The organism is Nitrosospira sp. Nsp11, from assembly GCF_900142705.1.
Classification (GTDB): Bacteria; Pseudomonadota; Gammaproteobacteria; order Burkholderiales; family Nitrosomonadaceae; genus Nitrosospira.
Genome location: NZ_FRBV01000005.1, coordinates 1 through 23,562 on the forward strand (window position 1 = coordinate 1; position 23,562 = coordinate 23,562).

The 23,562-nt window shown below is 52.8% G+C and carries 21 protein-coding genes and 1 pseudogene; 4 read left to right on the forward strand and 18 right to left on the reverse strand.

The genetic code is table 11. From position 1 onward, the window contains the following. From BUA28_RS07560 to BUA28_RS07575, 4 genes and pseudogenes are all read right to left on the reverse strand, one after another. On the reverse strand, positions 1-627 hold a 627-nt coding region (locus BUA28_RS07560; RefSeq protein WP_143148463.1), incomplete at its 3' end, for a transposase. 291 nt (positions 628-918) lie between these two features. After that, on the reverse strand, positions 919-2,535 hold the full coding sequence (locus BUA28_RS07565) for a dihydroxyacetone kinase subunit DhaK (RefSeq protein ID WP_072767518.1): 1,617 nt from the start codon (positions 2,533-2,535) through the stop codon (positions 919-921). A 69-nt stretch (positions 2,536-2,604) separates the two neighbouring features. Further along, a pseudogene (locus BUA28_RS07570) lies at positions 2,605-3,358 on the reverse strand (IS6 family transposase). 899 nt (positions 3,359-4,257) lie between these two features. Continuing rightward, on the reverse strand, positions 4,258-7,191 hold the full coding sequence (locus tag BUA28_RS07575; protein WP_072767519.1) for a PAS domain S-box protein: 2,934 nt from the start codon (positions 7,189-7,191) through the stop codon (positions 4,258-4,260). Positions 7,192-7,926: 735 nt separating this feature from the next. On the opposite strand from BUA28_RS07575, the gene BUA28_RS15850 reads away from it, so the two are divergent. Next, complete coding sequence (locus BUA28_RS15850) at positions 7,927-8,073, forward strand: hypothetical protein (protein ID WP_178297946.1); 147 nt, start codon at positions 7,927-7,929, stop codon at positions 8,071-8,073. A 134-nt stretch (positions 8,074-8,207) separates the two neighbouring features. Here the strand turns inward: BUA28_RS15850 and BUA28_RS07580 are convergent, their stop codons facing one another. From BUA28_RS07580 to BUA28_RS07590, 3 genes are all read right to left on the reverse strand, one after another. Then, positions 8,208-8,609, reverse strand: a complete 402-nt coding sequence (locus BUA28_RS07580) for a VOC family protein (protein WP_072767520.1) — start codon at positions 8,607-8,609, stop codon at positions 8,208-8,210. 135 nt (positions 8,610-8,744) lie between these two features. Next, positions 8,745-9,182, reverse strand: a complete 438-nt coding sequence (locus BUA28_RS07585; protein WP_072767521.1) for a YciI family protein — start codon at positions 9,180-9,182, stop codon at positions 8,745-8,747. A 294-nt stretch (positions 9,183-9,476) separates the two neighbouring features. Beyond that, positions 9,477-10,172, reverse strand: a complete 696-nt coding sequence (locus BUA28_RS07590; protein ID WP_072767522.1) for an MgtC/SapB family protein — start codon at positions 10,170-10,172, stop codon at positions 9,477-9,479. A gap of 268 nt (positions 10,173-10,440) precedes the next feature. On the opposite strand from BUA28_RS07590, the gene BUA28_RS07595 reads away from it, so the two are divergent. After that, the gene (locus tag BUA28_RS07595; RefSeq protein WP_072767523.1) at positions 10,441-10,707 is read left to right on the forward strand and encodes a hypothetical protein; all 267 of its coding nucleotides are present in this window, start codon (positions 10,441-10,443) and stop codon (positions 10,705-10,707) included. Between the two features lie 130 nt (positions 10,708-10,837). On the opposite strand, the gene BUA28_RS07600 is transcribed toward BUA28_RS07595, so the two are convergent. From BUA28_RS07600 to tmk, 6 genes are all read right to left on the reverse strand, one after another. After that, positions 10,838-11,581, reverse strand: a complete 744-nt coding sequence (locus BUA28_RS07600) for an SDR family oxidoreductase (protein ID WP_072767524.1) — start codon at positions 11,579-11,581, stop codon at positions 10,838-10,840. Positions 11,582-11,694: 113 nt separating this feature from the next. Continuing rightward, positions 11,695-12,087, reverse strand: a complete 393-nt coding sequence (locus BUA28_RS07605; protein WP_072767525.1) for a VOC family protein — start codon at positions 12,085-12,087, stop codon at positions 11,695-11,697. 41 nt (positions 12,088-12,128) lie between these two features. Then, complete coding sequence (locus BUA28_RS07610) at positions 12,129-12,785, reverse strand: ankyrin repeat domain-containing protein (protein ID WP_256598263.1); 657 nt, start codon at positions 12,783-12,785, stop codon at positions 12,129-12,131. Next, entirely contained in the window at positions 12,786-13,550 is a 765-nt protein-coding gene (locus BUA28_RS07615) for a TatD family hydrolase (RefSeq protein ID WP_072767526.1), read from the reverse strand. A 167-nt stretch (positions 13,551-13,717) separates the two neighbouring features. After that, a complete protein-coding gene (gene holB, locus BUA28_RS07620) occupies positions 13,718-14,836 on the reverse strand; it encodes a DNA polymerase III subunit delta' (RefSeq protein ID WP_072767527.1) in 1,119 nt (372 codons plus the stop codon). Beyond that, on the reverse strand, positions 14,836-15,447 hold the full coding sequence (gene tmk, locus BUA28_RS07625; RefSeq protein WP_072767528.1) for a dTMP kinase: 612 nt from the start codon (positions 15,445-15,447) through the stop codon (positions 14,836-14,838). The genes holB and tmk overlap by 1 nt, the downstream gene beginning before the upstream one ends. Positions 15,448-15,731: 284 nt before the next feature. Here tmk and BUA28_RS07630 point away from each other — a divergent pair, with 284 nt between their 5' ends. Next, complete coding sequence (locus tag BUA28_RS07630; RefSeq protein WP_143148464.1) at positions 15,732-16,475, forward strand: hypothetical protein; 744 nt, start codon at positions 15,732-15,734, stop codon at positions 16,473-16,475. A 221-nt stretch (positions 16,476-16,696) separates the two neighbouring features. Here the strand turns inward: BUA28_RS07630 and msrA are convergent, their stop codons facing one another. The 3 genes from msrA to BUA28_RS07645 all read right to left on the reverse strand — a co-directional run bounded on the left by msrA (position 16,697) and on the right by BUA28_RS07645 (position 19,009). After that, entirely contained in the window at positions 16,697-17,410 is a 714-nt protein-coding gene (gene msrA, locus BUA28_RS07635; protein ID WP_256598264.1) for a peptide-methionine (S)-S-oxide reductase MsrA, read from the reverse strand. 17 nt (positions 17,411-17,427) lie between these two features. Further along, positions 17,428-17,952: a peptide-methionine (R)-S-oxide reductase MsrB gene (gene msrB / locus BUA28_RS07640; RefSeq protein WP_072767530.1), complete on the reverse strand. Its 525-nt coding sequence runs from the start codon at positions 17,950-17,952 to the stop codon at positions 17,428-17,430. A gap of 124 nt (positions 17,953-18,076) precedes the next feature. Then, the gene (locus BUA28_RS07645) at positions 18,077-19,009 is read right to left on the reverse strand and encodes an NAD-dependent epimerase/dehydratase family protein (RefSeq protein WP_072767531.1); all 933 of its coding nucleotides are present in this window, start codon (positions 19,007-19,009) and stop codon (positions 18,077-18,079) included. A gap of 628 nt (positions 19,010-19,637) precedes the next feature. On the opposite strand from BUA28_RS07645, the gene BUA28_RS07650 reads away from it, so the two are divergent. Beyond that, positions 19,638-20,768: a TIGR03118 family protein gene (locus tag BUA28_RS07650; RefSeq protein WP_072767532.1), complete on the forward strand. Its 1,131-nt coding sequence runs from the start codon at positions 19,638-19,640 to the stop codon at positions 20,766-20,768. A gap of 333 nt (positions 20,769-21,101) precedes the next feature. Here the strand turns inward: BUA28_RS07650 and BUA28_RS15855 are convergent, their stop codons facing one another. Together BUA28_RS15855 and BUA28_RS07655 are read right to left on the reverse strand one after the other, a co-directional pair. Beyond that, positions 21,102-21,266 (reverse strand): hypothetical protein, encoded by a 165-nt coding sequence (locus BUA28_RS15855; RefSeq protein WP_178297949.1) that lies wholly within the window; start codon positions 21,264-21,266, stop codon positions 21,102-21,104. A 154-nt stretch (positions 21,267-21,420) separates the two neighbouring features. After that, positions 21,421-23,166: a hypothetical protein gene (locus BUA28_RS07655; protein ID WP_072767533.1), complete on the reverse strand. Its 1,746-nt coding sequence runs from the start codon at positions 23,164-23,166 to the stop codon at positions 21,421-21,423. Positions 23,167-23,562 lie beyond the last annotated feature (396 nt).

The following is a 23,562-nucleotide window of genomic DNA, read 5'->3' on the forward strand; positions in this document are numbered from 1 at the left end:
TTGCATCTGTCTGGCATGGGCATAGCGTCCATGCTTGGTCAGGGCAGCTTTGGATAAGCGTCGATAGCTTTGACGAAGCTCGATACCCATGCCTTTGGCCATTCTCACCAGTGCACTTCGGGCTTTGTGGTAGAGCCTGGCGTCTGTCGGAAATGCGATGGCTTTGTCTTGTACGGTGGTGTCTACATTGACCACGGCAAGCGAGGCGAGGGATACGGCTTGGGTGGCAAGTCCTGTCCGGACAGTGAGGCCAAGCATGAATTCGCAGCCCGCCTCGCCAATCCGGTGCCGAAACCGGGTCATTTGGCTCGGGTCTATCGGCAGGGTGTGGCGGAAGTATTCTTCCCCGCAGAAGTGTTGCCAGTAGGGGTTCTCTACCCAGCGTGCCACAACCGTTTCATCCGATTCGTTGAAGGTGTGTTTGAGGTAGTGCAATCCAACCATGAGCCGGATGGGGATGCCGGGGCGACCTTCCTCTGCGTACAGTCCGCCAAAGCGGGTTTCTACTGTATTCCAGTCAATCTCGCCTGCTAACCGGTACAAGGCGTGACGCTGGTCCAGTATCTGCTCCAGGCGCAGGCGAAACAGGTCATCGCAGGCACTCGTCTCTTGCTTTTTAGGCTTCATGAATTCACCAGAAATCAGAGGGAAATAACTTCAATTCTGGCAATTTCCTCAGACCTTGTATACCCCTCAACGTTAATATCTGTAAGGCTTACGGACGTATTTCAGGGACGACTAATTAGCTATGGTGAGCAGGTGATGAGATCCGGCTGCAGCTAGGATGTAGAAGAACTCATGCGCCCTATTCCATTATTGATAACGTATTTTTATCAATAATAACTGACCGAGGGGTTTGTCCTAATTCATCACACATAAAACATGTTATGGTTATAAATAGATGCTTACAATCTAAAATTAGGCCAAGTGTTCAAACAGTCGCGCGACCGCCTCAGCACCTGGATCAGCGTGACCGACCAAATGCTTGGCATTGACATAGGAAGCGCGGCCCGCATTCGCCTTGCTCATGTGGGCAGTGCGATCGGCACCCGCACGCGCGGCTTTCGCCGCCTCGGGCAGGCTCTCTTCCAGGGCATCAAGGGCCGGCGCAAGGGCATCGACCATGGTGCGGTCACCCGGACGTGCCCCGCCGATCTCCTGCATTCTTCGCAACCCGGCCTGCAACGCTTCGCGCATTGGCAAGCCGCTTGAGGCGGCATCGCCCGCTGCGGCGAAGAAGATCGCGAGGAGCACACCGGACGAGCCTCCCATGGTTTGGGAAAGCTCCAAGCCAATGGCTCGATAGAGCTGGGTATGGTCGGCAAGCGGCAAGCGATCCACGGCACTGATCAGGGCGCGTGCCGCGCCGGCTAGCGTGCTGCCGGTGTCGCCATCGCCTGACTTCGCGTCGAGCGCGTTGAGGTCGTTCTCGGCGGCGATCAGAACCTCGCAGCAACTGGTCAGGAACTCCCTGGTCGGCTTGTGCATCGAGGGCATCGGAGCGACAGCCGTCAGGCCGTCCGGAAGCGCCTGAATCGCGACCTGGCCTAGCCGGGAGACCCGTGGCCATGCCGCCAGCGGCGTGTGCTGCTTGAGCAGGGCGATCTCGGCATCGTCGGCAGGATAGGCCGAAATCGAGAAGCCATGCATGTCGAGCGATGTCATCATGGTCGCCGGCCCGATGACGTGGGTTATCCGCTCGCCAATCGCTGACTGCCGGATTTCGTTGAGGATGATCGACATCTCGATGACCGACGTGCCGCCGAGATTGTTGACCATAGCGACATGCGGCTTTTCTTCCATTGCAGCTGACAGGCGCTCGACCATGGCAGCGACAGCTTCGCTCGCGTCCTTGAACTCGACCTGCTCGACCCCGGCTTCACCGTGGATGCCAAGCCCAAGCTCGGCCATTCCGGGCGGGATGCGATCCTCCTTTGGCGAACCTGGGATGGTGCAGGTGTTTAGCGACATGCCGATGCTTTTTGTCTTTGACACGACCTTGCGCGCGGCCGCGGCGACGTGCGCCAAGTCGGCACCATTCTCGGCCAACGCGCCGGCTATCTTGTGCACGAAAAGCGTGCCGGCCACGCCGCGGGCTTGGGGCAAGTCAGGCAACGCCACATCATCGTCGACGATGACTATCTCGACATTCAAGCCAAACTGGCGAGCACGTTCGGCCGCCAGCCCGAAATTCAATCGGTCACCGGTATAATTCTTGACGATGAGCAGGCAGCCGGACGATCCCGTCACGGCAAGGATGCCTGCCAGTACCGCGTCGACTGACGGCGAGGCGAAGATGTCGCCGCACACCGCAGCCGTCAGCATTTCTTCCCCGACGAAACCCACATGTGCCGGTTCGTGGCCCGATCCGCCTCCCGAGATCAACGCGACCTTGGACTTGTCCCAGTCATTGCGTACGACCACCCGTATATGCGGATAGCCGTCGAGCCGCGCCAGCTGACCGCCAGACGCCGCGACCAGACCATCGACGGCTTCGGTGACGATGCTTTCTTTGGTGTTGATGAACTGGGCCATGTTTTCGGCTCTGTTGCAAAAAATGATTTTTGATAAAAAGTGAATTTAAAAGTATTAAAAAATATTTAGTTAAAAATTAAAATATAGCTGTTTCTTATTTTTTGTAACAGAGCCCCTGCAGATACCGAATTGCCTTTCAATGAGCCAGATTTCTCCTGTGAGGCCTTGGCCCAATTTCCAAACGTCCAGCTGTCCTTTCTTAAGCATCCGCATGAGCTCGAAACCGTTGATGATGGCGTAGGCTGTTTTCATCGATTTAAAGCCGCGCACCGGGTTTATCAAGCGTTTGAGCTTGCCATGATCAGCTTCGATAATATTGTTCAAGTATTTGACCTGCCGGTGCACGGTATCCGGCGGACACTTTACTTCCGTTTTTAATTCGGCAATGGCGGACCTGTAAGCGGGCGCCTTGTCGGTATTGATAGCACCGAGGTGCGCCCAGGGTTTCATGGATTTCAGGGCTTTGCCCCAGAAAACGTTTGGCAGCTTGGGTATTGCGAGTAGCGGAGAGATAGAAATCAATCGTATGGCCTTTTTTATCAAGTGCCCGGTAGAGATACGTCCACTCCCCTTTTACTTTTACGTAGGTTTCATCCATCCGCCAACTGTAGCCCATGGGAGGTTTCCAATACCACCTCAGGCGCTTTTCCATTTCGGGCGCGTAATGCTGAACCCAACGGTAGAGCGTCGTATGATCTACATCAAGACCACGTTCCAGCATCATTTCCGCCAAATCACGATAGCTGATCCCGTATTTGCAATACCACCTGACACAACCCAGAATCAGCTCACCACGGAAATGACGCCACTTAAAATCTGACATTTGAGGATTGTCCTGAAAAATACAATGGTGCACCTCGCTTCTTATTTTTTGCAACAGAGCCGTAGCCGGGAGGCTACACAAATGGGGGTGGGAGGCAGTTGATAAAATATGTTATCAACGGTAAATAGTTATCACCTCAATGCTTGTTTTTATGTAGTTGACAGGCTACTTCATTTTTTATTGCAAAATTTAACCGAAATTTAATCGTTTTATTACAACCCATACTTTCCTTTTCACTGCAATTCGAAGGCTTGCAGCCTTAATAAACCATTTCACGTCAGGTCGCCCGTTGCTCTCGGGCAATCCCACGCGTGCTGAATAGGACCTACCTGTTACCGCTAGCCTTTTTTTCGTTTCGTTTTGCCATTTTGGGATTTCCAAGAGATCCGTCTAATCATCCTGATGATTTATGTAGGACTGCTCGCTATGGGTTTTAACAATTCCCTGCTGTTGTTAGAAGGATCGGCCCGGTTCACGGCTCTATCCACCCTCCATCAAGTGAAGGCGTCGCTAGGCAAAGAACGTGATTGCGCTATATGCGCCGCTTCCCCAATTGGTGTATCTATATCCAGCCAGCGCCACGCATGGCGCAGTTTTTGGCAGGCAATCTTCCAGCTTGGTGAGTCGCTGTGGCTTGCTTGTCGGCAAAGCTATTTATGAGTAGCCATCAGGCTCAATAGGATCAACCAGAGCGGACTTTCCAGGAGGGGAAATAAAACCCCAGCGCATCACGGAACCCTCGCAGCCTCTGTCAGTATCGCGCACGGAGAATATTTCCATGATCCGTGCTCGATCTCAACACTTACCTCGTGAGGAACAAAACCATCGCTGTCTTCGGTGTGACAGCTAAGCTGTCGCTCTCTCGTTAGGGCTAGCCCTAGTGAGAGATAGTTTACTCATCATAAACTATCTATTTCGCTGAGTAATGATTGCAGCTTTTCTATCTCGACCGGCTTGGTAAGGTGATAATTGAATCCAGCAATTAGCGCTCGTCGGCGGTCATCTTCGGATCCCCATCCGGTCAATGCTACAAGGATCAAGCCCTTCATGTTCGAATCAGAACGCAGTTGTTGTGCAACTTCATACCCGCTCAGGCCAGGAAGGCCAATGTCGAGGAACATTACGTTAGGTTGAAAGGTTTGAGCGGCCTTAAGAGCGTCCGGTCCAGTGTGAACCGTCTCTACCGTATGTCCGGACAACATAAGGAGCATGGCGAGTGTCTCAGCACCATCCACATTGTCGTCCACCACCAGAATGCGACGGGGAACAGATAAGCTACAGGAGTCACTTGCCCCAGCAACTTGCCTCTTGATTATTTGCGTTGCGGCAAGGGGAAAGCGGACAACGAACGTGCTGCCTTGCCCTAGGCCTTGGCTTTCCGCCGCGATGGATCCATTATGCATTTCAACAAGGCGCTTGACGAGGGCTAACCCGATGCCCAATCCTCCCTGTGAGCGATCCAGGGTTTTCCCGACCTGACTGAATAATTCAAATACCTCTGGCAGAGCCTCTGACGTAAGACCGGCTCCGTTATCCCGCACCCTGATGATCACTTCGCTGCCGTCTCTCTCGGCAGACAACTTAATTCGTCCTCCTTTGGAAGTGTACTTCGCCGCGTTATTCAGGAGGTTACTTACTACTTGGGCCATACGCGTTGGATCGGCGTCAAGCAGGAGCGACTCTTTAGGACTCGAAATGAACAGCCTGTGCTGGTTTTCCTCAATAAGGGGCCGACTTAGTTCAAGAGCTGCATCCAGTACTGTGCGAACCTCTACTCGCTCCTTCTTGAGTTGGATCTTTCCGCTGGTGATACGGGAAACGTCAAGCAGATCGTCGATGAGGCGGACCATATGTTCCACCTGTCGCTCCATGATCTCCCGGGTCCTCACCGTGGCCTCCATCGAAGGTGCCAGCTTGAGCACGGCAAGTCCGTTACGAACGGGGGCAAGAGGATTTCTCAGTTCATGAGCCAGCGTGGCGAGGAATTCATCCTTGCGTCGATCCTGCTCCCGCACCTGCTCATAAAGATAGGCGTTTTCGATCCCGGCAGAGGCAATCGCGGCAAGCTGTACCAGAATCGCTTCGTCCTCTTCGGTGAATTCGCCTTGAGCCTTGTCGGTGAGTTGGACCAAGCCGAGGTTTTTCCCTCCGTGGCCGATCAGCGGCACGGCGAGCCACCCCCTCATCGGCGGATGATCTTTGGCATGTTTTCCAAACCCTTTCCAAGCTGGGTGGGCTTCCAGCTCTTGTTGAGTCATCCGCATCGGACGATTGGTCCGACATACCTCCATGTAAATGCCCGATCCATCCATCTTCTCCGAATAGGTATGGTAGCCGGCATACTTGTCCGATAGTGATACCGCTCTAATCGCCTGTGTCCAGTTTTCTGAAATAGTCACGGAAGTCACCGCTTGATGGGCTCCAAGCATGGAGCAGGCTTCTTCAGTCAAAATCCGGACAATGCTGTCCACCGACCACTCCACGTTCATCGACTGGCTTGCATTGGCTACCCGTGCCAGAAGTGCAGCACGGCACTTCTCCATTCCCAGGAGAGCGGCCATTTCTTCTTCGGATTGCTTCCGCTCCGTGACATCCCGGTATGTGACGACCGCTCCAGCGGGTCGGCCATCGACCATTATTGGAGCAACAGAGTAGGTAACTGGTAGCGTGCTGCCATCCTTCCGCCAGAAGACATCGTCGTCCACGCGCGCCGGCACACTCTCACGCGCGGCTAAGGCAATAGGGCACTCACTGACCGCGTAATGACGGCCGTCCGGGCGTGTATGGTGAATGGTGTCGTGCAGGTGCCGACCAACGAGCTCTTGGGCCTGATAGCCAAGCATTGCCGCTCCAGCCGGATTCATGTAGGTGCAGCGGAAATCTGGCCCCATTACATAAAGACCATCACCGACGGATTCAAAGATGGCCCGCAAGTGCTCTCGGCTTTCCTGAAGATCCTTCTCGACCTGCTTGCGGTCGGTGATATCAAGCAGGTTTCCGGCATACCCGAGAAATTGGCCTTCAGGGGAGAAGCGAGGGCGGCCTGCGTCGATGATCCACCGGTACACGCCATCGGCCCGCCACAGCCGATACTCGATGGAAAAAGCTTCATTCCGCTCGTTTGCTAAAAGGAAATGTTTGCTTGCTGTCTCCCGATCTTCCGGATGCACGGCATTGAGCCACCCGAAACCCAGGCCTCCGTCCTCGCCTTGGCCGGTGAACTCGTACCACCCGTGAGAGAGGAAAGAGCAGAAACCGTCTGGCTCCGTCACCCAGAGCATGGCCGGAGCGGCGTTGGCAAAACCATGAAATCGCTCTTCGCTTTGCTGGAGAGCCTGCTCGGCCCGGCGCTGCTGCGAAACGACAGCCATCTGGTTGGCAGCAAGCTCCAGCAGCAGCCGGTCTTCCTCCGTTGGAAAGTCTGCGCGTTGGGAACCAGTGATTAAAACGTCATGCTCTTCCAAGCCGGATCGATTGAGAGTCATTCGCAGAGTGCCGGATCCAAACGGATCAGGCACTATAGCAACTGGAATCGAAGCAGCATCGGTCAAGAGCGAAGCGAGCCAGTCCCATGTTTCCGAAATGCAGCGGTCGGCATCAGGACGATGCTTGCTGCATATAGCCTCCGTAAAGCCAGAGCTTTTGGGCTGGAGAAGGCGGATGTAGACCAAGTCAAGATCAAGAGTACTTGAGAGAATCTTAGCGAGCCTCTTGGCAATATCCTCCGGTTCTAGACCAGTCCACGCCCCAGACAGGGTCGAGAGAGCTAGCAAATCCCGCATTGTTCGCCGCAAGCGGCGTACTGCATCAGTATCGTTTTCAGCTACATCCATCGAGTTGTTAGTCCTCCTGGTACATCTCCCGACGTATAGAGCGATTACTCTTCAGTGGTTCGTGCCCGACCCGCGAGAGCCAATTGAAGACGCGGGAGGGAAAGTGAGGAGAAGTTCTTTAAGCACTTTCTCAAAGGGAACATGGAAAAGATTCTCTGGACGCTGCCAATGATAACCATCGGGGGCGACAGGTAAAGACGTTCAATTATTTTACCAATAAGGACCCAGGGACTATTCCCTTATCCAGCGATCCGGCAATGAAAATAATGGGGTTCAAACCGTAAGGCGGCATGGGCCCTAAAAGACTACGCTCATGGCTGAGCTAATTCGTTTATCGGCGCTATCAGCTCTCTCGTATTGTTATTCGGATCGACTCGGTTCACTGCTCTATCTAATCTCCACCAAGTGAAGGCTTCGGTAGGCAGAGAGCGTGTTTGCGCGATATGCGCCGCTTCCTCAACCGGCGTATCGGGGTCCATCCAGCGCCACGCATCCTCCGGTTCCAGCACAACGGCCGGCGGTCATGTATAACCACCGTGCCGCCTTCACAGTCCTCGGTGACAATGACGAACCCGACTTCAACGTTTTGCTCGGTGTAGGGGCGGAAGTTGGTTAGCCCAGCTATGAAAATCGTCGCCTCGACCTTGCGGAACATGTGCCGGAAATAGCGCCCTGTCAGGGCTTTTTCTACACGCGCATTAATCCAGGGTTTTCTCTTCGCAGCAGCCTCGCTAGGTGTCCGATAGCCCCGGTTTTGCCGATGAATTCCACCTTGCGATTGCGCAACATGATCATCCAGGGGCACAGGCCGGGCGCGATGTTGTACGACGCGATATGATCGCCACCGGTCCACTCGCGATCATCGCTGGTATCCGCTCCTAGCGCCCGCGTGTAATACTTGCGCGTTCCAGATTGTTCAAAACGTCCCCCCGTATCTCATACTGCGCCCGGTCAACCGCTTTCGCAATTCGTTGCTTCAGTAAATACGTTGGCTGCGCGCGATTTACATTACCGATTTACTCGCAGTTTATCATCCATGGCACGCCGAATTGATCGATAAGCATGCCAAACCGGGCCGCCCAGAAAGTTTCCTGTAGCGGCATTCGCACTGTTCCATTTTCCGCTAATGCGTGGAAAATACGTTCTGCATCTGCCGGGGCCTCGACATTCAGCGCTACGGAAAAGCCTTTCATCTCCTCAAAGTGATCGGGTGGACTGTCGGAACCCATCAATACCGCGTCTCCCACCGTCAGGCGAGCATGCATGATCTTATTGCGCCATTCAGGTGGTCCTTGCTCCGCCATCGGCGAGCTTCCGTGGGTGAGCATTACCAGGATCTTTCCGCCGAGGCGCTCCTCATAGAATTTGAAAGCTGCCTCGCATTGACCATTGAAAACAAGATAAGGGTTCAGTTGCATGGCACGCTCCTTAAGGTGGTTGATGATTCGAGAAACCAGGCTGTATCGTGTAATATCCTAAATCCGGCAAGTGCCCGCCTCCGATTTTTATAGCTCTGCGTCGGCCATATGCATTATTCTGGCGGAGCGGTTCCGTCACGTTTCAGGTTCGCCCTTTCCCGCCAGTTGCGCTCGCATACGCTCCTCCTGCTCCCTCAGTTCGGGGGTGAACTCCGCACCGAAGTCGCTTGCTTCAAATACTTGGCGAATTTCTATCTCAGCCTCTCCCTCAAGGGGATTGGGACAGCGTTTAACCCATTCTATCGCCTCTTCCCTGGATTTTACCTGGAGCAGCCAAAAGCCGGCAATCAGCTCTTTCACCTCGGGAAAGGGTCCTTCAATTACGGTTCTCTTCCCATCCGAGAATTTCACGCGCGCCCCCTTCGAACTTGGGTGCAGCCCCTCGCCCGCAAGCAATACGCCAGCGTTAAGGAGCTCTTCGTTATACTTGCTCATATCGGTAAGGAGCTTTTCGCTTGGCATAACGCCCGCTTCAGTATTTTTATCGGCCTTGAGCAAGATCATGAATTGCATGGTTATTTCTCCATTTAATTTAGGTTTGGCGAATTCCGGGTTCAGTCTCTATACCGCGTGAGACTTAACGAGGGGTTAACTTAAGTTCAGCTTGGCGGCTCGACTCCGAATATTACTATGCTTGATGCGAGCAATCACTCGGCATTCTCCTGCCGAACGAGACCGAGACGTATTTTTACACATGCTCCATTCTCATTCTCCATTCTGCTTACCGTAACAGATTATCATAAGCATCCCATCCAGCTTATTTTTCCCCGCTTCCTTTTGTTCCCGCCAGAGTGAGTATGCATCCCATCAGTTGCCGGTCGTCGAGATGCGGAATTCGCGGACTGATTCCATTTCACGCATCACATCCGCAAGCGCTGAAGTTCCGCCGAGGTCTGTGGTTCGAATATCCATGCGGTATTCAAACAAGGCCTCCGAAGTGATGCGATAACTCATCGTCACAACTTCAAACCCGTGGTCCACCACGAGTTTTCGGATTTCGCTTTCCGACATGATGTTGCCGCGATCAAAGCTGACATGATATTGAGCATATAGCTGACGGGGGAGTCTGTCCTCAATCAAGCGGAACAAAGAGAGAATACCGAGCGTCAGGATAGTTCCAAGAATGCCGGGAATAAAAAATCCTATACCCATCAAAATGCCGATGCCTGCCGTGATCCAGATCGAAGCGGCGGTGGTCAAGCCGCGAACGCTCAAACCCTCCTTGAAAATCACGCCCGCACCCAGAAAACCTATCCCCGTCATAATTCCCTGAGCCATTCGGGTCGGGTCCATTCTGATGGCGTCGATCGGAACGTCCGGAAGCCATTTCCACTGGTATAGGGTGATCAGCATCAGCAAACTGGAGGCGAGACTGACGAGCGCATGCGTTCTGAAACCGGCAGGATGGCCGTGCAAGCTTCTTTCCATGCCGATGGCGCCCCCTGCCACCAACGCTGCGACAAGATGCATGGCGATTATCAGGAAATCGCCATCAATGTTCATAATGGACTCCACGATTATGATCCTTGACCCGGTCAACCAACTGAGCGAATAGTCACAGCCCTCAGCCTGTACCGGCAGGCATAATGACTGATGTCAATCCTAATGATGCGGATCAGGCCTTAAGTGCTTGAAATGGCTGTTTTGATGAAAACGGAATGAATAACACGATAACAGTTCATTGTATAAAAAAATTTCGACCCATTGCACTCGATCGACGTAACGCGGTCAAACTCAGTATAGGTGAAATTTTTTTGGCAAGGAGATCGCCATGAAAACAATGCATGAAATATTGATGGCCGCGGCGCCAACGCAAGTGACGCGGTGCAAAATTGCCATGCTGGAGATCGCGCATGGTCACTGGGCTGCCGCTGCGTCGACGATGGAAGATGCGGCATACGAATCGGAACCTGGAGAATGGGCCCTCGATTGCATGCAAATGAGGGACTTCTGCATGATGATGGATATGGTTAAATCCCATGGAATCAAGGGAATAGAGGAAGTTGCGATAACAGAAGTAGACCGGCTATTGATGTAAAGAGGTCGCGGTAGCGGTATTTGCAGTAGTGGTATCTGTATCTATAGGTAATTTCTTTACGCACGAGGGGGATTTTTTGGGAATCCTCTTTTTTTGCCTAGCCTGGTTAAGCGTACCCCTGCCGCGGAGGTCACGCAGCTCCGCCGCTGGCGCTGATATTCTGCCCCGTAACCCAGCCCGCTTCTTCGCTGACCAGAAAGAGTACCACGCGCGCAATGTCTTTCGGTTCGCCAATGCGACCCTGGAAGGACATTGCCGCCATCCGTTCGATCGTTTCCTTATTTTTTCCCGAATTAAACATTTCGGTATTGATCGGCCCTGGTGAAACGATATTGGCTGTCACGCCCCGTTCTCCCATCTCCTTCGCAAAGACGCGCGTCAATTGTTCTACAGCGCCCTTGCTTGCCGCATAAGCGCCATAGTTCGGCAGCATAAGCCGGGTAACGGTGCTGGAGAGGCTGACCACGCGTCCACCATCCGCCATCCACTTTGCGGCCTCCCGCAGGGCATAAAAAACGCCTTTTACGTTAATGCTCAGGACGCGGTCAAACTCTTCATCGCTGATGTCGGCAATTTGCCTGGATAGAAGCACGCCCGCATTATTGACGAGAATATCAAGGTGCTTGAAGCGTTCGATTGTGGCATCAAACAGCATTCGAACCTGAGCCGGGTCACTGACGTCTGCTTTAACCGCTAGCGATTCGCCGCCTGCTTCCGCTATCGCAGCGCATACCGCTTCGGCGGCACTCGGGTTCGCGGTAAAGTTAACCACCACCTTTGCGCCCGCGCCAGCCAGCGTACGAGCGATTTCCGCACCGATGCCCCTCGATGAGCCGGTGATAATGGCAACTTTATCCTGAAGCGGTTTTTTCATTTCCGTGTTTCCGTATGAATGCAAAGTGCGCGGTGTTCCGTGCGCGGAGCTTGTTTTCGCTACCTCTGCTATCTGTTGTCGCTTGCATCGGCGGCATCAAGTTAACGACTCATTCAGACGGGCTGGTCTTCGGCGAAGCTCAATTCTATTCCGTTCCCTGCCGGATCCTTGAAAAATAGCTGGGCTATGCCAAGAGAAGGTACTTTACTTCTCCGAAATTCGACATTGTGCTGCTTCAGGCGCTCCTCCATTTCCGGACGATCAGTACAGGTAAACGCCACGTGATCAAAAGTGGTGGCGATATGCGTAAGGCGCACTTCATCCGGGCGTGCCTGGCTCAAGTGGAGAACACATTGATCGCCGGCATAAAGCCAATACCCAGGACTCTCTAAAGATGGACGTTGACCTTGCGCAAGTCCCACTATCTCGCAATAAAAATCCTTGAGCTGATTCATGAGCTCGCGCGGAGCGCGCAAATTGTAATGATTGAATCCAACCGTGCTCATGTCACTCCTGTCAGTTACGGGTCAACTTTCGGAAGACCCGGTTATTTCGTCGCTCCGCCGGCTTTCAACACCTCAGCTATTTGGCCATGATTTTTGCTCAAAGCCCAATCCAATGCCGTTTTTCCCAACTCATTCCTGATATTGGGATCGGCGCCGTTTTTCAGGAGCACTTTTGCAGTATCCACATGATTGCCGCGAGCCGCCATCATTAATGCAGTTGATCCGTTGCTGGATATCGAATTGGCTTCCGCGCCCCCCTCCAGTAATAACTGGGCGATTTTCGCGTGACCGGCGGTTGCGGCATAAAGCAGTGGATTCCACCCCTTATGGTTGATTTCCGCTCCCTTTACATACAGTTTCTCGACGATATCCCCAAGCCCGTTATAGCTGGCGAGCATAATGGCGGTTTCGCCATATTTATTGCGCAAATTGAGCTTTGCGCCAGCCTTTATCAGCAAATCAACGAGCTCGGCATTTTTGTTGCGTACCGCAACCATCAAAAGCGTATTTCCCTGCGCATCCGAAGTGTTAGGGTCGGCGCCTTTGAGTAGCAACTGCCTTATGTCTGTAATGTTATTGTCCTCAGCGGCCCAACGTAGATCCTCATAGGCTCCTGCCAGCGCAACCGGCGGCTGGCACAGGTTGACAGCAAGCATCAGACCAGCCGTGAAAAAGAATTTTCCTGGTAAACTCATCATTCACGCCGCCTTGAATAAGTTGAAAAAATTTTCGGTCGTAGTTGTGCCTACTTCGTCGATGCTGATACCGCGCAATGCGGCTATTTCCCCCGCTACATGTCGCACAAAGGCAGGCTGATTCATTTTGCCGCGATGAGGCACCGGCGCGAGATATGGCGAATCTGTCTCTATGAGCATTCTTTCCAGTTTGATTCTCTTGGCCACATCCTTCAAGGCAATGGCATTCTTGAAAGTGACAATCCCGGAAAAAGAAATATAAAAATTCATTTCCATCGCTTGCTGGGCCACTTCCCAGCTTTCCGTGAAGCAATGCATCACCCCGCCGACCTTATCCGCGCCCTCGTCCGCCATGATACGCAAGGTATCGGCAGCAGCCTCGCGCGTGTGAATAATGAGCGGTTTACCGCACTGCCGGGCGGCACGAATATGCTGGCGGAAGCGTTCCCGCTGCCATTCCAGATCGCCCTTCAGGCGAAAGTAATCCAGCCCCGTCTCCCCGATGGCGACGATTCGCGGATGTTCAGCCAGGGATGCCAGTTGCGATGCTTGCGGCTCGGCCAGATTTTCATAATCAGGATGAACACCCACTGAGGCAAACAGGTTCGGATGGGTTTCCGCCAACGCAAGCACTCGGGGAAAGTCTTCCAGGTTAACGCTCACGCAGAGTGCATGGCTAACATCATTCGCCCGCATTTTCTCCAGCAACTCGTTGAGGTTGCTCGACAGATCAGGAAAATCAAGATGGCAATGAGAGTCAACAAACATGGCTATGGAACCTTTGAACAAGTACTTCCCGTGGACCATCGGCGGTAGTTGACCGCAACCCGGCGTGGAATTGCAAGCGTACGATGAAGGGGTAGCTTAGTCTACGATGCCGACGAGTGCAACGCATGGGGTGGATATTGCCCCAGTCCAAATCAAGCATGGCTCGCTTATGCTTCTACTTGAGATGAGGGTGATGCCGGTGATAGCGCAGCGACATAGGAAAACAGCAACTCTTCCAGGAATAATCGAGTATTGAGGGGATGGCTTGCCAGCAGCTGTGCGCCAGCCAGTGTCCGCGAGTACGTGGCCAGTGAACGCGGCTCAATCCCTGGCGCCAGCAATTCTATGGCGGCGAGTCTGTCAAGATGATAGCGGACCTTGCCGGTCGTGCGAAAGCTCATCAAGTCGTAGCACCATTTCTGCAGCCAGTTGACCACCGTGGACAAGTCTGATTTTTGCAACGCCTCCGCCAGCGCAATCGGGCTGAGTTCGGCGAGTACGCTGATCTGTTCGATGAAGTCGCCGTGCCGCTCCAGATAATCGTCATCGTTGAATTCCAGCGCCGACAATGGTGCATACCCAGCGGAAGCCAGGCATGTTTCCGGATCTTTGATCCCCTGCTGCTTAAGCCAGGCAATGGCGGTTGCAGGATCAGGCACGGGCATTGCAACTTGCAGGCACCGGCTGCGTATGGTCGGCAGCAAATACTGCGCGTGATGGGTAACGAGAATGAACAGCGTTCGGGGCGGCGGTTCTTCCAGATTCTTCAGTAGCGCATTGGCAGCGGCTGCATTCATGGTTTCTGCAGGATGGAGCAAGATGATCTTATATCCGTTCTGATGGCTGGATATATTGATGAAATCGGCCAGATCTCTTATTTGCGCGACACTGATCTGCTTGCTTGGTTTTTTCCTGGATTTTGCGTTGCTGGATTCCGTCGTGGCGCCCGAGACAGACCCAGGCGTGGAGCCCGGCCCGATATCGCTGCTTCCATCCTCCCTGTTATCATCGGGCGATCCTGACATGGCTTCTGGCTCGATCAGGCGATAATCCGGATGACTGCCTTGTTCAAACCAGCGGCAGCTGGCACAAGTTTGGCATGCCTCGCCCTCAGCAGATGGATTCTCGCAGAGCCTGGATTTGGCCAGGTAACGGCCGAATGCAAGCTTGCCCAAGCCCTTTCTGCCCCTCAGCAGCAAGGCATGGACTGATGACCTCCTGCTTCCTTGAACATCCTGGGCCAATCTCCGCCAGGCTTCTTTTTGCCATGAATAAATATTCTTCATCAACAAAAGGATAGGATGATTTTTTCAACTGATTCCTTAACTTCCTCGAGAGTCTGGTTTGCGTCTATTACAGAGATACGCCGCGGAAAACGGCGAGCTCTTTCCAGGTAGGCATTTCGTACTCTCCCGAAAAACTCATCCTGTTCCGCTTCGAACCGGTCAGCTGGCTTGATGGCATCTATTCGTTGCCTGCCCAATTCGACTGTTACGTCGAAATAAAGCGTGAGGTCAGGTTGAAATTCTCCTTGCACCCAATGCTCGAGCTTATCGAGTTTCTCCATTGCCAAACCCCTGCCACCGCCCTGATAGGCGAAGCTGGCATCGGTGAACCGATCTGAAAGCACCCAATCGCCGCGATCCAGCGCCGGCAGGATAATCTTGTCCAAGTGCTCCCGGCGCGCTGCGAACATAAGCAGAGCCTCGGTTTCTGGATGCATGGCCTGGTCACTGTCAAGCAGAAGCTCGCGCAATCCTTCGCCCAAACGGGTGCCGCCCGGCTCGCGTGTCACGACTACGCTTTTCCCCCTGCTACGCAAAAGGCTCGCAAGCCAGCCAAGGTGTGTACTCTTGCCTGCGCCGTCTATGCCTTCCAACGTAATGAATTTACTCATGGACGATCTGGAAACTGTCATTCTTGGGATTTCTGGTCAGGCGGACGATCGGTGTATTAGAGGCTGGTGTATTAGAAAACTGCTTTCCATTTTTGTCCCGCATCATTATTCACCACGAAGTTTAACTTATACTCGCATACGGTAATAGCCTTGACTGATATCCTGAGTTCATCGAACCCAAAGCCAAAACCAATCACTAAACGATAAGCACCAGAAATTGGAGTCCCGCGTTAAACAGGTATACCATCATATTCAACAAAACCAACATATCCAGGAGTTCATCCATGAAACGGCACATAAAGAGCTTATGGACGCAATACGCAGCCATGATTGCTTTGGCTTTGGGACTATCCTTGCCCAATGCTTTCGCAGGACAGGTGGAGCAGGAGTCGGCGGCAAATGATATGTCCGAGACAACTTCGCGCCCTATCGGTGAACCGCTGACCGATTTCGAGAAATTGGAGTTATACCACCGGCGATACAGTCACGCTGCCAATAGTATGGCTCAGTTATTCAAGCAACTGAATCAAAAAATCCAGGAGGTCTCGCTGGCAGTAAAAACTGTCGAAGCAAAAGATAATTCCCAAAACCGACGCCAGCTGGAAACAAAACTACGGCAACTGGAAAGCGCGCGGAGTACCTACAGTACTCAATATTCGCAGTTCCACTCCCAGATGCAGAATGAGTATCGCAACTATATGGCCATGAGCGCCAATCTCAAGGCCCAGCACCATACCGCCGATATTTCAAAGAATCCGCAGGATACAGCCGAAGGCCGTAAAGATGCAAAGACGCAGCCTGCGAAGAAGGCCAAGGCCTCGAAGGTGAAAGACCAGAAAGGAACCAAGGTAAAAACCAGAGAACCCGAAACGCAATATCTACAAGCCGACGACAACGCGGCTAAAGATCCCCGCATCATGGATTTGGATACCACGGAGCTCAGGGAGAGGCGCGATGGGAGCAGTCGTCCGAATACAGGCTTGACTCCGAACCCGGCATCCGGCCCAGCTTTGAACGCCGTGCACTAGCGTTCTGTGGACACCCCTAATAGAAACCCACTCGTCTGATCCCGCAAAGCAGGGTAGGAAAATGAGGGGAGAATTGCCCGTTATTCCAGGAATCCGGGAGGTAAAAGCTTGCGGGCACGCAGCGTGCAACCGAGCCTTTGAAGTGAGTCTAAAAAGTATAAGGCGACAATAAACATAGCGCAGTGCGGCGTGTGGGCATTTTCCTCGATACCTGCCCCTGACTATTTGCGAATACCCCATACCTGGGCTAGACGCGCATCACGGCCACAGCCGTTACGGTAATAAGAATAGCGGACCGGATTTTTTTTGTAATAATCCTGATGATATTCCTCTGCCGGGTAAAATTCCGTGGCGGGCAAAATCTCGGTCACGATAGGTTGCGTAAAACGACCAGAGGCTCCGAGCTCGGCTTTGGATGCCTCGGCCTGTCGCTTTTGATCGGCATTACGATAAAAGATTGCGCTGCGATATTGCGAGCCCTCGTCACAGAACTGCCCATTGGGAGTGAGGGGGTCGATCGTCGGCCAGAATGCAATCAGCAGCTTGGCGAAACTGGTCTTTTCAGGATCGAAGCGCACCTGCACTGCTTCAATGTGGCCAGTTTTTCCTGAAGACACCTGCTTATAAGTTGGGTTTGCCACCTTGCCACCGATATAGCCGGATGTGGTGGATATTACACCGTGGACCTTGTCGAAATCCGCTTCCGTACACCAGAAGCAACCGCCAGCGAAAATGGCGATGTCCGTAACGGAAGATCCGGCGGGCGAACCGGCATGCTGACTCGCTGATGGGCTGGCGGCCGAGGAGTTGATGTGCGCGCCCGGCTGTTCGCATGCGGCTGACATGATCAGCATCATGCCCATCACCATGGCCTCGAACACCCGGCGGAAAGGCTGGGCGCGAGGCATGGCGTAAAATGTAAATGGCTTGAACATAGTCTGGCTGGGGTAAATCAACCTCTGAGTGGCGGCAGCTGTTCACCCTTCAGCACGAACCGGAGCGCCAACCCGTTGTTGCACCAACGCTCTCCCCTGGGAAGGGGTCCATCTTTAAATACATGGCCCTGGTGACCTCCGCAACGCGCGCAATGGTACTCCGTGCGCGGCAGAATCATTTTGAAATCGCGCCTCGTTTCCATATGACCCGCAATGGGCTGGGTGAAACTGGGCCATCCCGTGCCGCTTTCATATTTGTTCGCACTATCGAACAGCGGCAGATAGCACGCGGCGCAAATAAAGGTACCTTCCCGGTCTTCACGATTTAGCGCGCTACTGCCCGGCGGCTCCGTATCTTCTTCAAACAATACCTTATAAGCGGCGGGCGAAACCAGGCCGCGCCAATCTTCATGCGGTTTGTTCAGAGGTTTTACCGTTATCGCAGTTGACGTATTTACCGAGGTTTTGCTGTTTGAGCATGCCGAAATCAACGGCAGCCCGGCCAGCGTGGCGAGACTTTGCAGTACAGCGCGTCGATTCATGGGATCCTCCTTCTCCTTCGGTCATTACAACCTTTGACCGTGTACCCACGGTTATGGTTCTTTGAGGGCCTGAGCAAGCTCTCCCGCTGCATTTCCCGAATAAAATCACGGATTAAAAAAATCGTTATTTCTCGATGGCGCCGATGATGGCATCCCTGCTGCTGTAACGCGGGCGCCATCCCGCGGCTTTCAGTTTTGCGTTACTCAAGGTCGCATCCACCAAAGCTGACCGGATCCAGGATGGGTGTACGGGTGAACCGAGATATTGCCAGCGAACGAATGTTATCAGGTGCGCCAGCCATAATGGGACGGTTATGGGCTTTGCACCGATAATTTCATAGACTTCACTGAGCCGGATGTTGCCGTCTGGAACAGCGTTAAAGACACCCGGCATATCGGCACGCACTGCTTGCCCAAAAGCCTCAGCCACATCCTCTTCATGCACAAATTGCGCGCGGGGATCGCGGCCCGGAAAATTTGCCGCGTTCTCGCGAAATCCCGCCACCGTAATGCGGTTGCGCGGGCCAATGATGTAGCTGAGGCGGAGCGAGGTCAATATGATCCCGGAAGGCTCCAGAATCTCCGTCAGTATCTTCTCCGCAATCGCCTTATTGTTCCAGTAATACATGGAGGAATCGCCTTTTCCGGTAGGAAATTCTTCTTTTACGTCATCTGTTCCTTGTACCAGGATGGGATCGTATGCCGAGATACTGCTGGCATAGATAACCTTTTGAGCATAGCTTTCGACCGCCGCTTGAGCCAGATTCCACGTGCCTCTTAAATTGATGTCATCGCGAACTGCCGCTGGCATTCTGGAGATCCACTGTACAAGGAACGCAGTGTGTACAACGACCTCATGCCCGGCCATTACGCTCGCCAGTTCAGGTGAACGGATATCCATCTTGACGAGATTTACTTTAGGCGAGAGAGGCGCCGGCGGCAATGTGTTGTTGATCAACCCGGTTATATGCTCGACCTCTGGCATATTTGCCAGATAAGCAACCAGCACATTTCCGAGATAACCGCCGGCTCCGGTGACAAAGACTTTCAAGCCCATAGGCAGGCCTTGGGACAACAGTTCTGGTGCCTGGAACAGGCTTTCGTACCTCGAGGGCTGAAAACCTGGTCATATCGATCTCCCCGTCCGGCAATTCGGCCTGCTGCCGGGAATTGACGGGAAAGAGCGTGTTTGCCAAGCCAGCTCATACCTTTGCCCGAGAGGCCGATCGCAGTGGAGGTCGCAGCAGGTTGAGACCGGGCATAGGCTGGGTTGGACGTGCCTAAGGGAAAAAAATAACCCGCTTCGAGCACAAGTTTTATTCGAGCATTGGTTTCGCACTGGTTTCGGCGCTTCATTCGCTTCATTATGAAACAAGTTGCGCAAGAACTCCATGGAAGCTATCGAAATTGCCTTTCGAAAAGTAACCGGATTGAAATTTCACAAAGCTTTTACAGTAAAACAACAATTTCATCACACAGGCTATGTTAAATGAGAACTAGCCTCTCATCCCGGAAAAGGCTGGCCCCAAGCGGTCAAGGGTAGTTTTACGCAGCGTCGATTCTATAAGCCGTAAGCTTTTCTTTTCAAGAGAAAAAAAGTAAGGGACAGAACGGGGTAGAGAAGGATAGAGAGGGAACAAACTAGCGTGGCATCGAGTTCTTATAATTATTTCAGGGGAAATATCATGCGACAAGTTCGATCCTTTTTGCCTTCACTCACAGCAGGGGTAGTAATATCTTTACTCTCTATCCCTGCCTGGGCTGTTCCATTCACGGCAACCGGTCTTGTGACCGATAATCAGGCGTTAAATCCCGCACAACTTACCGATCCCGGCCTCAAGAATGCATGGGGGATGGCATACGCGCCCAACGGTCCGTTCTGGGTCTCCTCGAATGGTGCTGGAACATCGCCTTTATATAGCGTGGACCCGGCAACACACGCTACTGCCAAGCTACAGTTGACAGTTTCGATCCCTGGCGGCGGTGTTACCGGGCAAGTGTTCAACAGCACCGCATCATTCAATGGCAATCGTTTTCTGTTCGTCAGTGAAAACGGCAGTGTTTCCGGTTGGCGCCCGGCGCTGGGTACAACCGGATTGATAAATGCCGAAACCATCGCCCCGGCCTCAACGGATAATATTTACAAGGGCGCAGCCATTGGTAGCGTTGCGGGACAGGATTATCTGTATGCAGCCAACTTCAAAGCCGGCACCGTGGATGTCTACAAGGGCACTACCTCAGCGCCAGCGTTGACAGGCTCATTCACGGACCCGAGCCTTCCCGCGGGATATGCTCCTTTCAATGTTCAAAATCTCAACGGCTCGCTCTATGTTACCTATGCCTTGCAGGATGTAGCGAAGGAGGATGAAGTCGCAGGCTTGGGACTGGGTTTTGTCGACAGATATAACCTGAATGGCGACTTTGCGGAGCGGGTTGCGTCAGGCGGAACATTAAACGCGCCATGGGCAGTAGCTACCGCGCCGTCATCGTTCGGCCCGATGGCAGGCGACCTGCTGGTGGGTAATTTCGGCGACGGCCACATAAACATTTACGACCCGAATACTCACGCGTTTCTTGGACAAGTGCTCGATGCCAGCAATAGACCGCTGGCGGTCGATGGATTATGGGCACTTTCCCCTGGAAACGATATGATGGCCGGGAGCAGCCACCTGTTGTATTTCACTGCTGGGCCCAATGAAGAAGCCCACGGGTTGTTTGGCGTTCTGACACCGGTTCCGGAGCCATCAACCTATGCAATGATGCTCGTTGGGCTTGGGGTATTAGGTCTGCTGATCCGGCGCCGCGCCTTGATTTAAAGAAGGGAAGAGACCTAATTTTTTCGGCTGATCGATACAAATCGACCTGTCCTGGTCTGATTTCTCTGATCGGGACAGGTCGCAAAAATACTTGACTTTATTTCTGATAGTTTTATCATGGAGCCGTTGGATAAGTGATCCCTCCTTTGTAAGCGGAAACTCTAAACCCGAACCCGGCCCGTCCGTTTTCGGGTTTTTTTATGACCGCTAAATTTACCCGAATTTAATCAATGACCTCGCGATGACTGCGGCCTGCAACCCGGGATCGCAGCACCCAAGAGATTGTCTATCAACGCCAACGCGACATAGCAACAATTACCGCTTTTTATTTCGTTATTTGTTGCGCCTGAGCACCAGTCCTGCTATTTCCATGGCGAGACCAAGCATGAAAAGAATGGCGCCGATCCAGATGTTTTCCGGCGCCAGGAACATCAGTATGCCGCCCACGATAAGCAGCAAAACAGATAAAACTCGTTTAGTGCGACGACTTCTGGACATGATTTAGAAACTTATCGCGGATAAGGTGATATATCACTATAGACCGCAGGCCGATAAATGCCATCATTCCAACGAACGCGGGAATCCAGGCGATTGCAACAAGCATACATTTCCACGGTTTTGTACAGCAAGCTCAAATGCCCGGGCATCATCTTCAGCTGACCGCACCTTGCTTGGCCTTCGCCTCCAGCTCCAGCTCAAAGCCCAGCGAATCATTAAGGGATAAAAGCTGCTCAATAACCTGATCAATTTGGGGAGCTATTGACGCCGGAACGATGTTCTGCGCCAGCGATGCCTTAAGTGCTTCCTGTAGGCGCAACGGCTTCTCCATCAACAAGCGGCCCAAGTCCGCCGGAAGCCCCTGGCGAAAAAGACCGTAGGTTACCGCGGGTAACAGCATCCGTTGAAATGACAATTGCGCATCCAGCCGCAAATAATTCAGCTGTTTAGGTGAAATGCCTGTTTTACCGCCCAGGAAATACAGATCCTCCTTCGTTAATTCGTGAATTGGCACGCTTTCAACCAGCGGTTGCAGCTCGGCAAGATATCGCTCGTACTCCGACGGTCCACGAAATTTTTCCAGGTCAACCTCAAGATCGACAGTTTGCTGCGGCGAAACGTTGAATATAATACCCGACACAGCGATTTCGTCCCCCTTCCCCTCTGGTTCGAATGCGCGAACGATCAGATCAGCTCGCACTTTTTCTGGCCGGCGCAGTTGGCCGGTGGTATAAGCAATCTCATAGAACCCTTGGGTATCGGCAATTGCCTGTCCAAGTAATGTCTCTGTCCGGATATCACGATCGAACGCCCGTACGATGACATCCGGCAAAGGGAAGCCATCCGTCTGCCGAACCGTACCTCGGACAATACGCAACTCCCCCCCGGGTTTCGGCAACGTAACCAGGATTTCCACCTCCTGGTTTCCAGGTAGAAGGTTTTCGATAAAGGTATCGGTATCGAGCGCTTGATCATCCTGATGAACCCGGAACAGAACCTCGACAGTATGTCCCGCACCGAAAAAATATTCATCAACCGGGATAAAAGTTACGCCGTCGGCATCTGTCGTGCCTGAGCGAATCAGTTGCTGGCCATTAATCTGGAATACGGCGTCAACCTGTACCCCTGGCAAAGAAGCATCTGTTGCATAGTTTTTAACCGCTATTGTCAGCGCATAAGTTTCAGGTGTGAAGTGGGGGACCGTGATGTCGAGGAATTCCTGGATAGCCGCTGCGGTTTTTCTACCTTCCGCAACGACATTTCCTTCCGGATCAAAGATGTGAACGAGTAGATTGGGCCCTTTTCTGCCGTCTGACTGCCAGGCAAAATCAATGCGATAATTTCCATTGGTCTGAAGCGCAACCGTATTTCCGCGTGGGACAATATTTGTTGGCGACAGCGCATCGAAAGCGCGCGCGGTAAAGCCGACGGTGCTGATCGGGGTGCCGTCTGCCTGGCTGACCTGGCCGCAAACGGTGTAAATATATGGCTGCGGGATGTCGGGTGCAATAACAACGGTAGCAATGGTCTCAAGCCGTTTTTTCAGGTCCTCGGCTTGATGGGTTGGAAGATTCTCAATAGTAAAACCGCGTTCCCAAAAAATTTCCGCAAAGTCGTTTTGTCGACGTCCGATTGGCATCACCAGCCCAAACAAGGTCCGTAATTCACCATTGGCGATCAGCAGGCGAATGGAACTGTCCGTGGCTATATAACTCGAATAGCCCAGTTTTATCAGCGCGTTTTTTAATATCTCCCGATCGTTTTTATTCAATTTGTCCAGTAATACGCCATGCGCCAGGATATGCTGCCGCAAATTACCGATACCTTGAATGATGCCCAGCAGTTTGGTGAGGATAGCCAGTTTCCTGTCCGGATGGATAAACTGAATGGCAGCCCGCATGTTGGATTTTTCCTGGATAAAAAATGAATGCCTTATATAAACATCGCTTCGCTTCGATAACGTCGACAAGACGGCACTCCATGCTCGGCCGGCTGATCTTTTCAGGTTGGCCTGGACAGTTCGGAAAGAATCGCCAGCTCATCGGAAATCAGGACCGACCTTTAGCAGCTCATCGAAGCGTAAATAGTTCGGTCATGCTACCTTATCTATAGTGGTTCAGGTAATTGGCATGCCAGTCGCCTCATCACAAGCCATTTGCCCGGTATAACGTAGACATATATTTACACGTACTATTCTATCGGGTGCGGCCGATCGACTTACCACCCCTTTTTAAACATAGCTGACGAGAATGAGAAATCAAGAATAAATCGCTTTCCGCTGCCCCATCCAGCGTTT

What these genes read in the sequence shown, in the direction of transcription:
- BUA28_RS07565 (WP_072767518.1), bottom strand. Translation starts at nt 2,535, where the DNA reads ATGGCCCAGTTCATCAACACCAAAGAAAGCATCGTCACCGAAGCCGTC.
- BUA28_RS07575 (WP_072767519.1), bottom strand. Translation starts at nt 7,191, where the DNA reads ATGGATGTAGCTGAAAACGATACTGATGCAGTACGCCGCTTGCGGCGA.
- BUA28_RS07580 (WP_072767520.1), bottom strand. Translation starts at nt 8,609, where the DNA reads ATGCAACTGAACCCTTATCTTGTTTTCAATGGTCAATGCGAGGCAGCT.
- BUA28_RS07585 (WP_072767521.1), bottom strand. Translation starts at nt 9,182, where the DNA reads ATGCAATTCATGATCTTGCTCAAGGCCGATAAAAATACTGAAGCGGGC.
- BUA28_RS07590 (WP_072767522.1), bottom strand. Translation starts at nt 10,172, where the DNA reads ATGAACATTGATGGCGATTTCCTGATAATCGCCATGCATCTTGTCGCA.
- BUA28_RS07595 (WP_072767523.1), top strand. Translation starts at nt 10,441, where the DNA reads ATGAAAACAATGCATGAAATATTGATGGCCGCGGCGCCAACGCAAGTG.
- BUA28_RS07600 (WP_072767524.1), bottom strand. Translation starts at nt 11,581, where the DNA reads ATGAAAAAACCGCTTCAGGATAAAGTTGCCATTATCACCGGCTCATCG.
- BUA28_RS07605 (WP_072767525.1), bottom strand. Translation starts at nt 12,087, where the DNA reads ATGAGCACGGTTGGATTCAATCATTACAATTTGCGCGCTCCGCGCGAG.
- BUA28_RS07610 (WP_256598263.1), bottom strand. Translation starts at nt 12,785, where the DNA reads ATGATGAGTTTACCAGGAAAATTCTTTTTCACGGCTGGTCTGATGCTT.
- BUA28_RS07615 (WP_072767526.1), bottom strand. Translation starts at nt 13,550, where the DNA reads ATGTTTGTTGACTCTCATTGCCATCTTGATTTTCCTGATCTGTCGAGC.
- holB (WP_072767527.1), bottom strand. Translation starts at nt 14,836, where the DNA reads ATGAAGAATATTTATTCATGGCAAAAAGAAGCCTGGCGGAGATTGGCC.
- tmk (WP_072767528.1), bottom strand. Translation starts at nt 15,447, where the DNA reads ATGAGTAAATTCATTACGTTGGAAGGCATAGACGGCGCAGGCAAGAGT.
- BUA28_RS07630 (WP_143148464.1), top strand. Translation starts at nt 15,732, where the DNA reads ATGAAACGGCACATAAAGAGCTTATGGACGCAATACGCAGCCATGATT.
- msrA (WP_256598264.1), bottom strand. Translation starts at nt 17,410, where the DNA reads ATGTTCAAGCCATTTACATTTTACGCCATGCCTCGCGCCCAGCCTTTC.
- msrB (WP_072767530.1), bottom strand. Translation starts at nt 17,952, where the DNA reads ATGAATCGACGCGCTGTACTGCAAAGTCTCGCCACGCTGGCCGGGCTG.
- BUA28_RS07645 (WP_072767531.1), bottom strand. Translation starts at nt 19,009, where the DNA reads ATGGGCTTGAAAGTCTTTGTCACCGGAGCCGGCGGTTATCTCGGAAAT.
- BUA28_RS07650 (WP_072767532.1), top strand. Translation starts at nt 19,638, where the DNA reads ATGCGACAAGTTCGATCCTTTTTGCCTTCACTCACAGCAGGGGTAGTA.
- BUA28_RS15855 (WP_178297949.1), bottom strand. Translation starts at nt 21,266, where the DNA reads ATGTCCAGAAGTCGTCGCACTAAACGAGTTTTATCTGTTTTGCTGCTT.
- BUA28_RS07655 (WP_072767533.1), bottom strand. Translation starts at nt 23,166, where the DNA reads ATGCGGGCTGCCATTCAGTTTATCCATCCGGACAGGAAACTGGCTATC.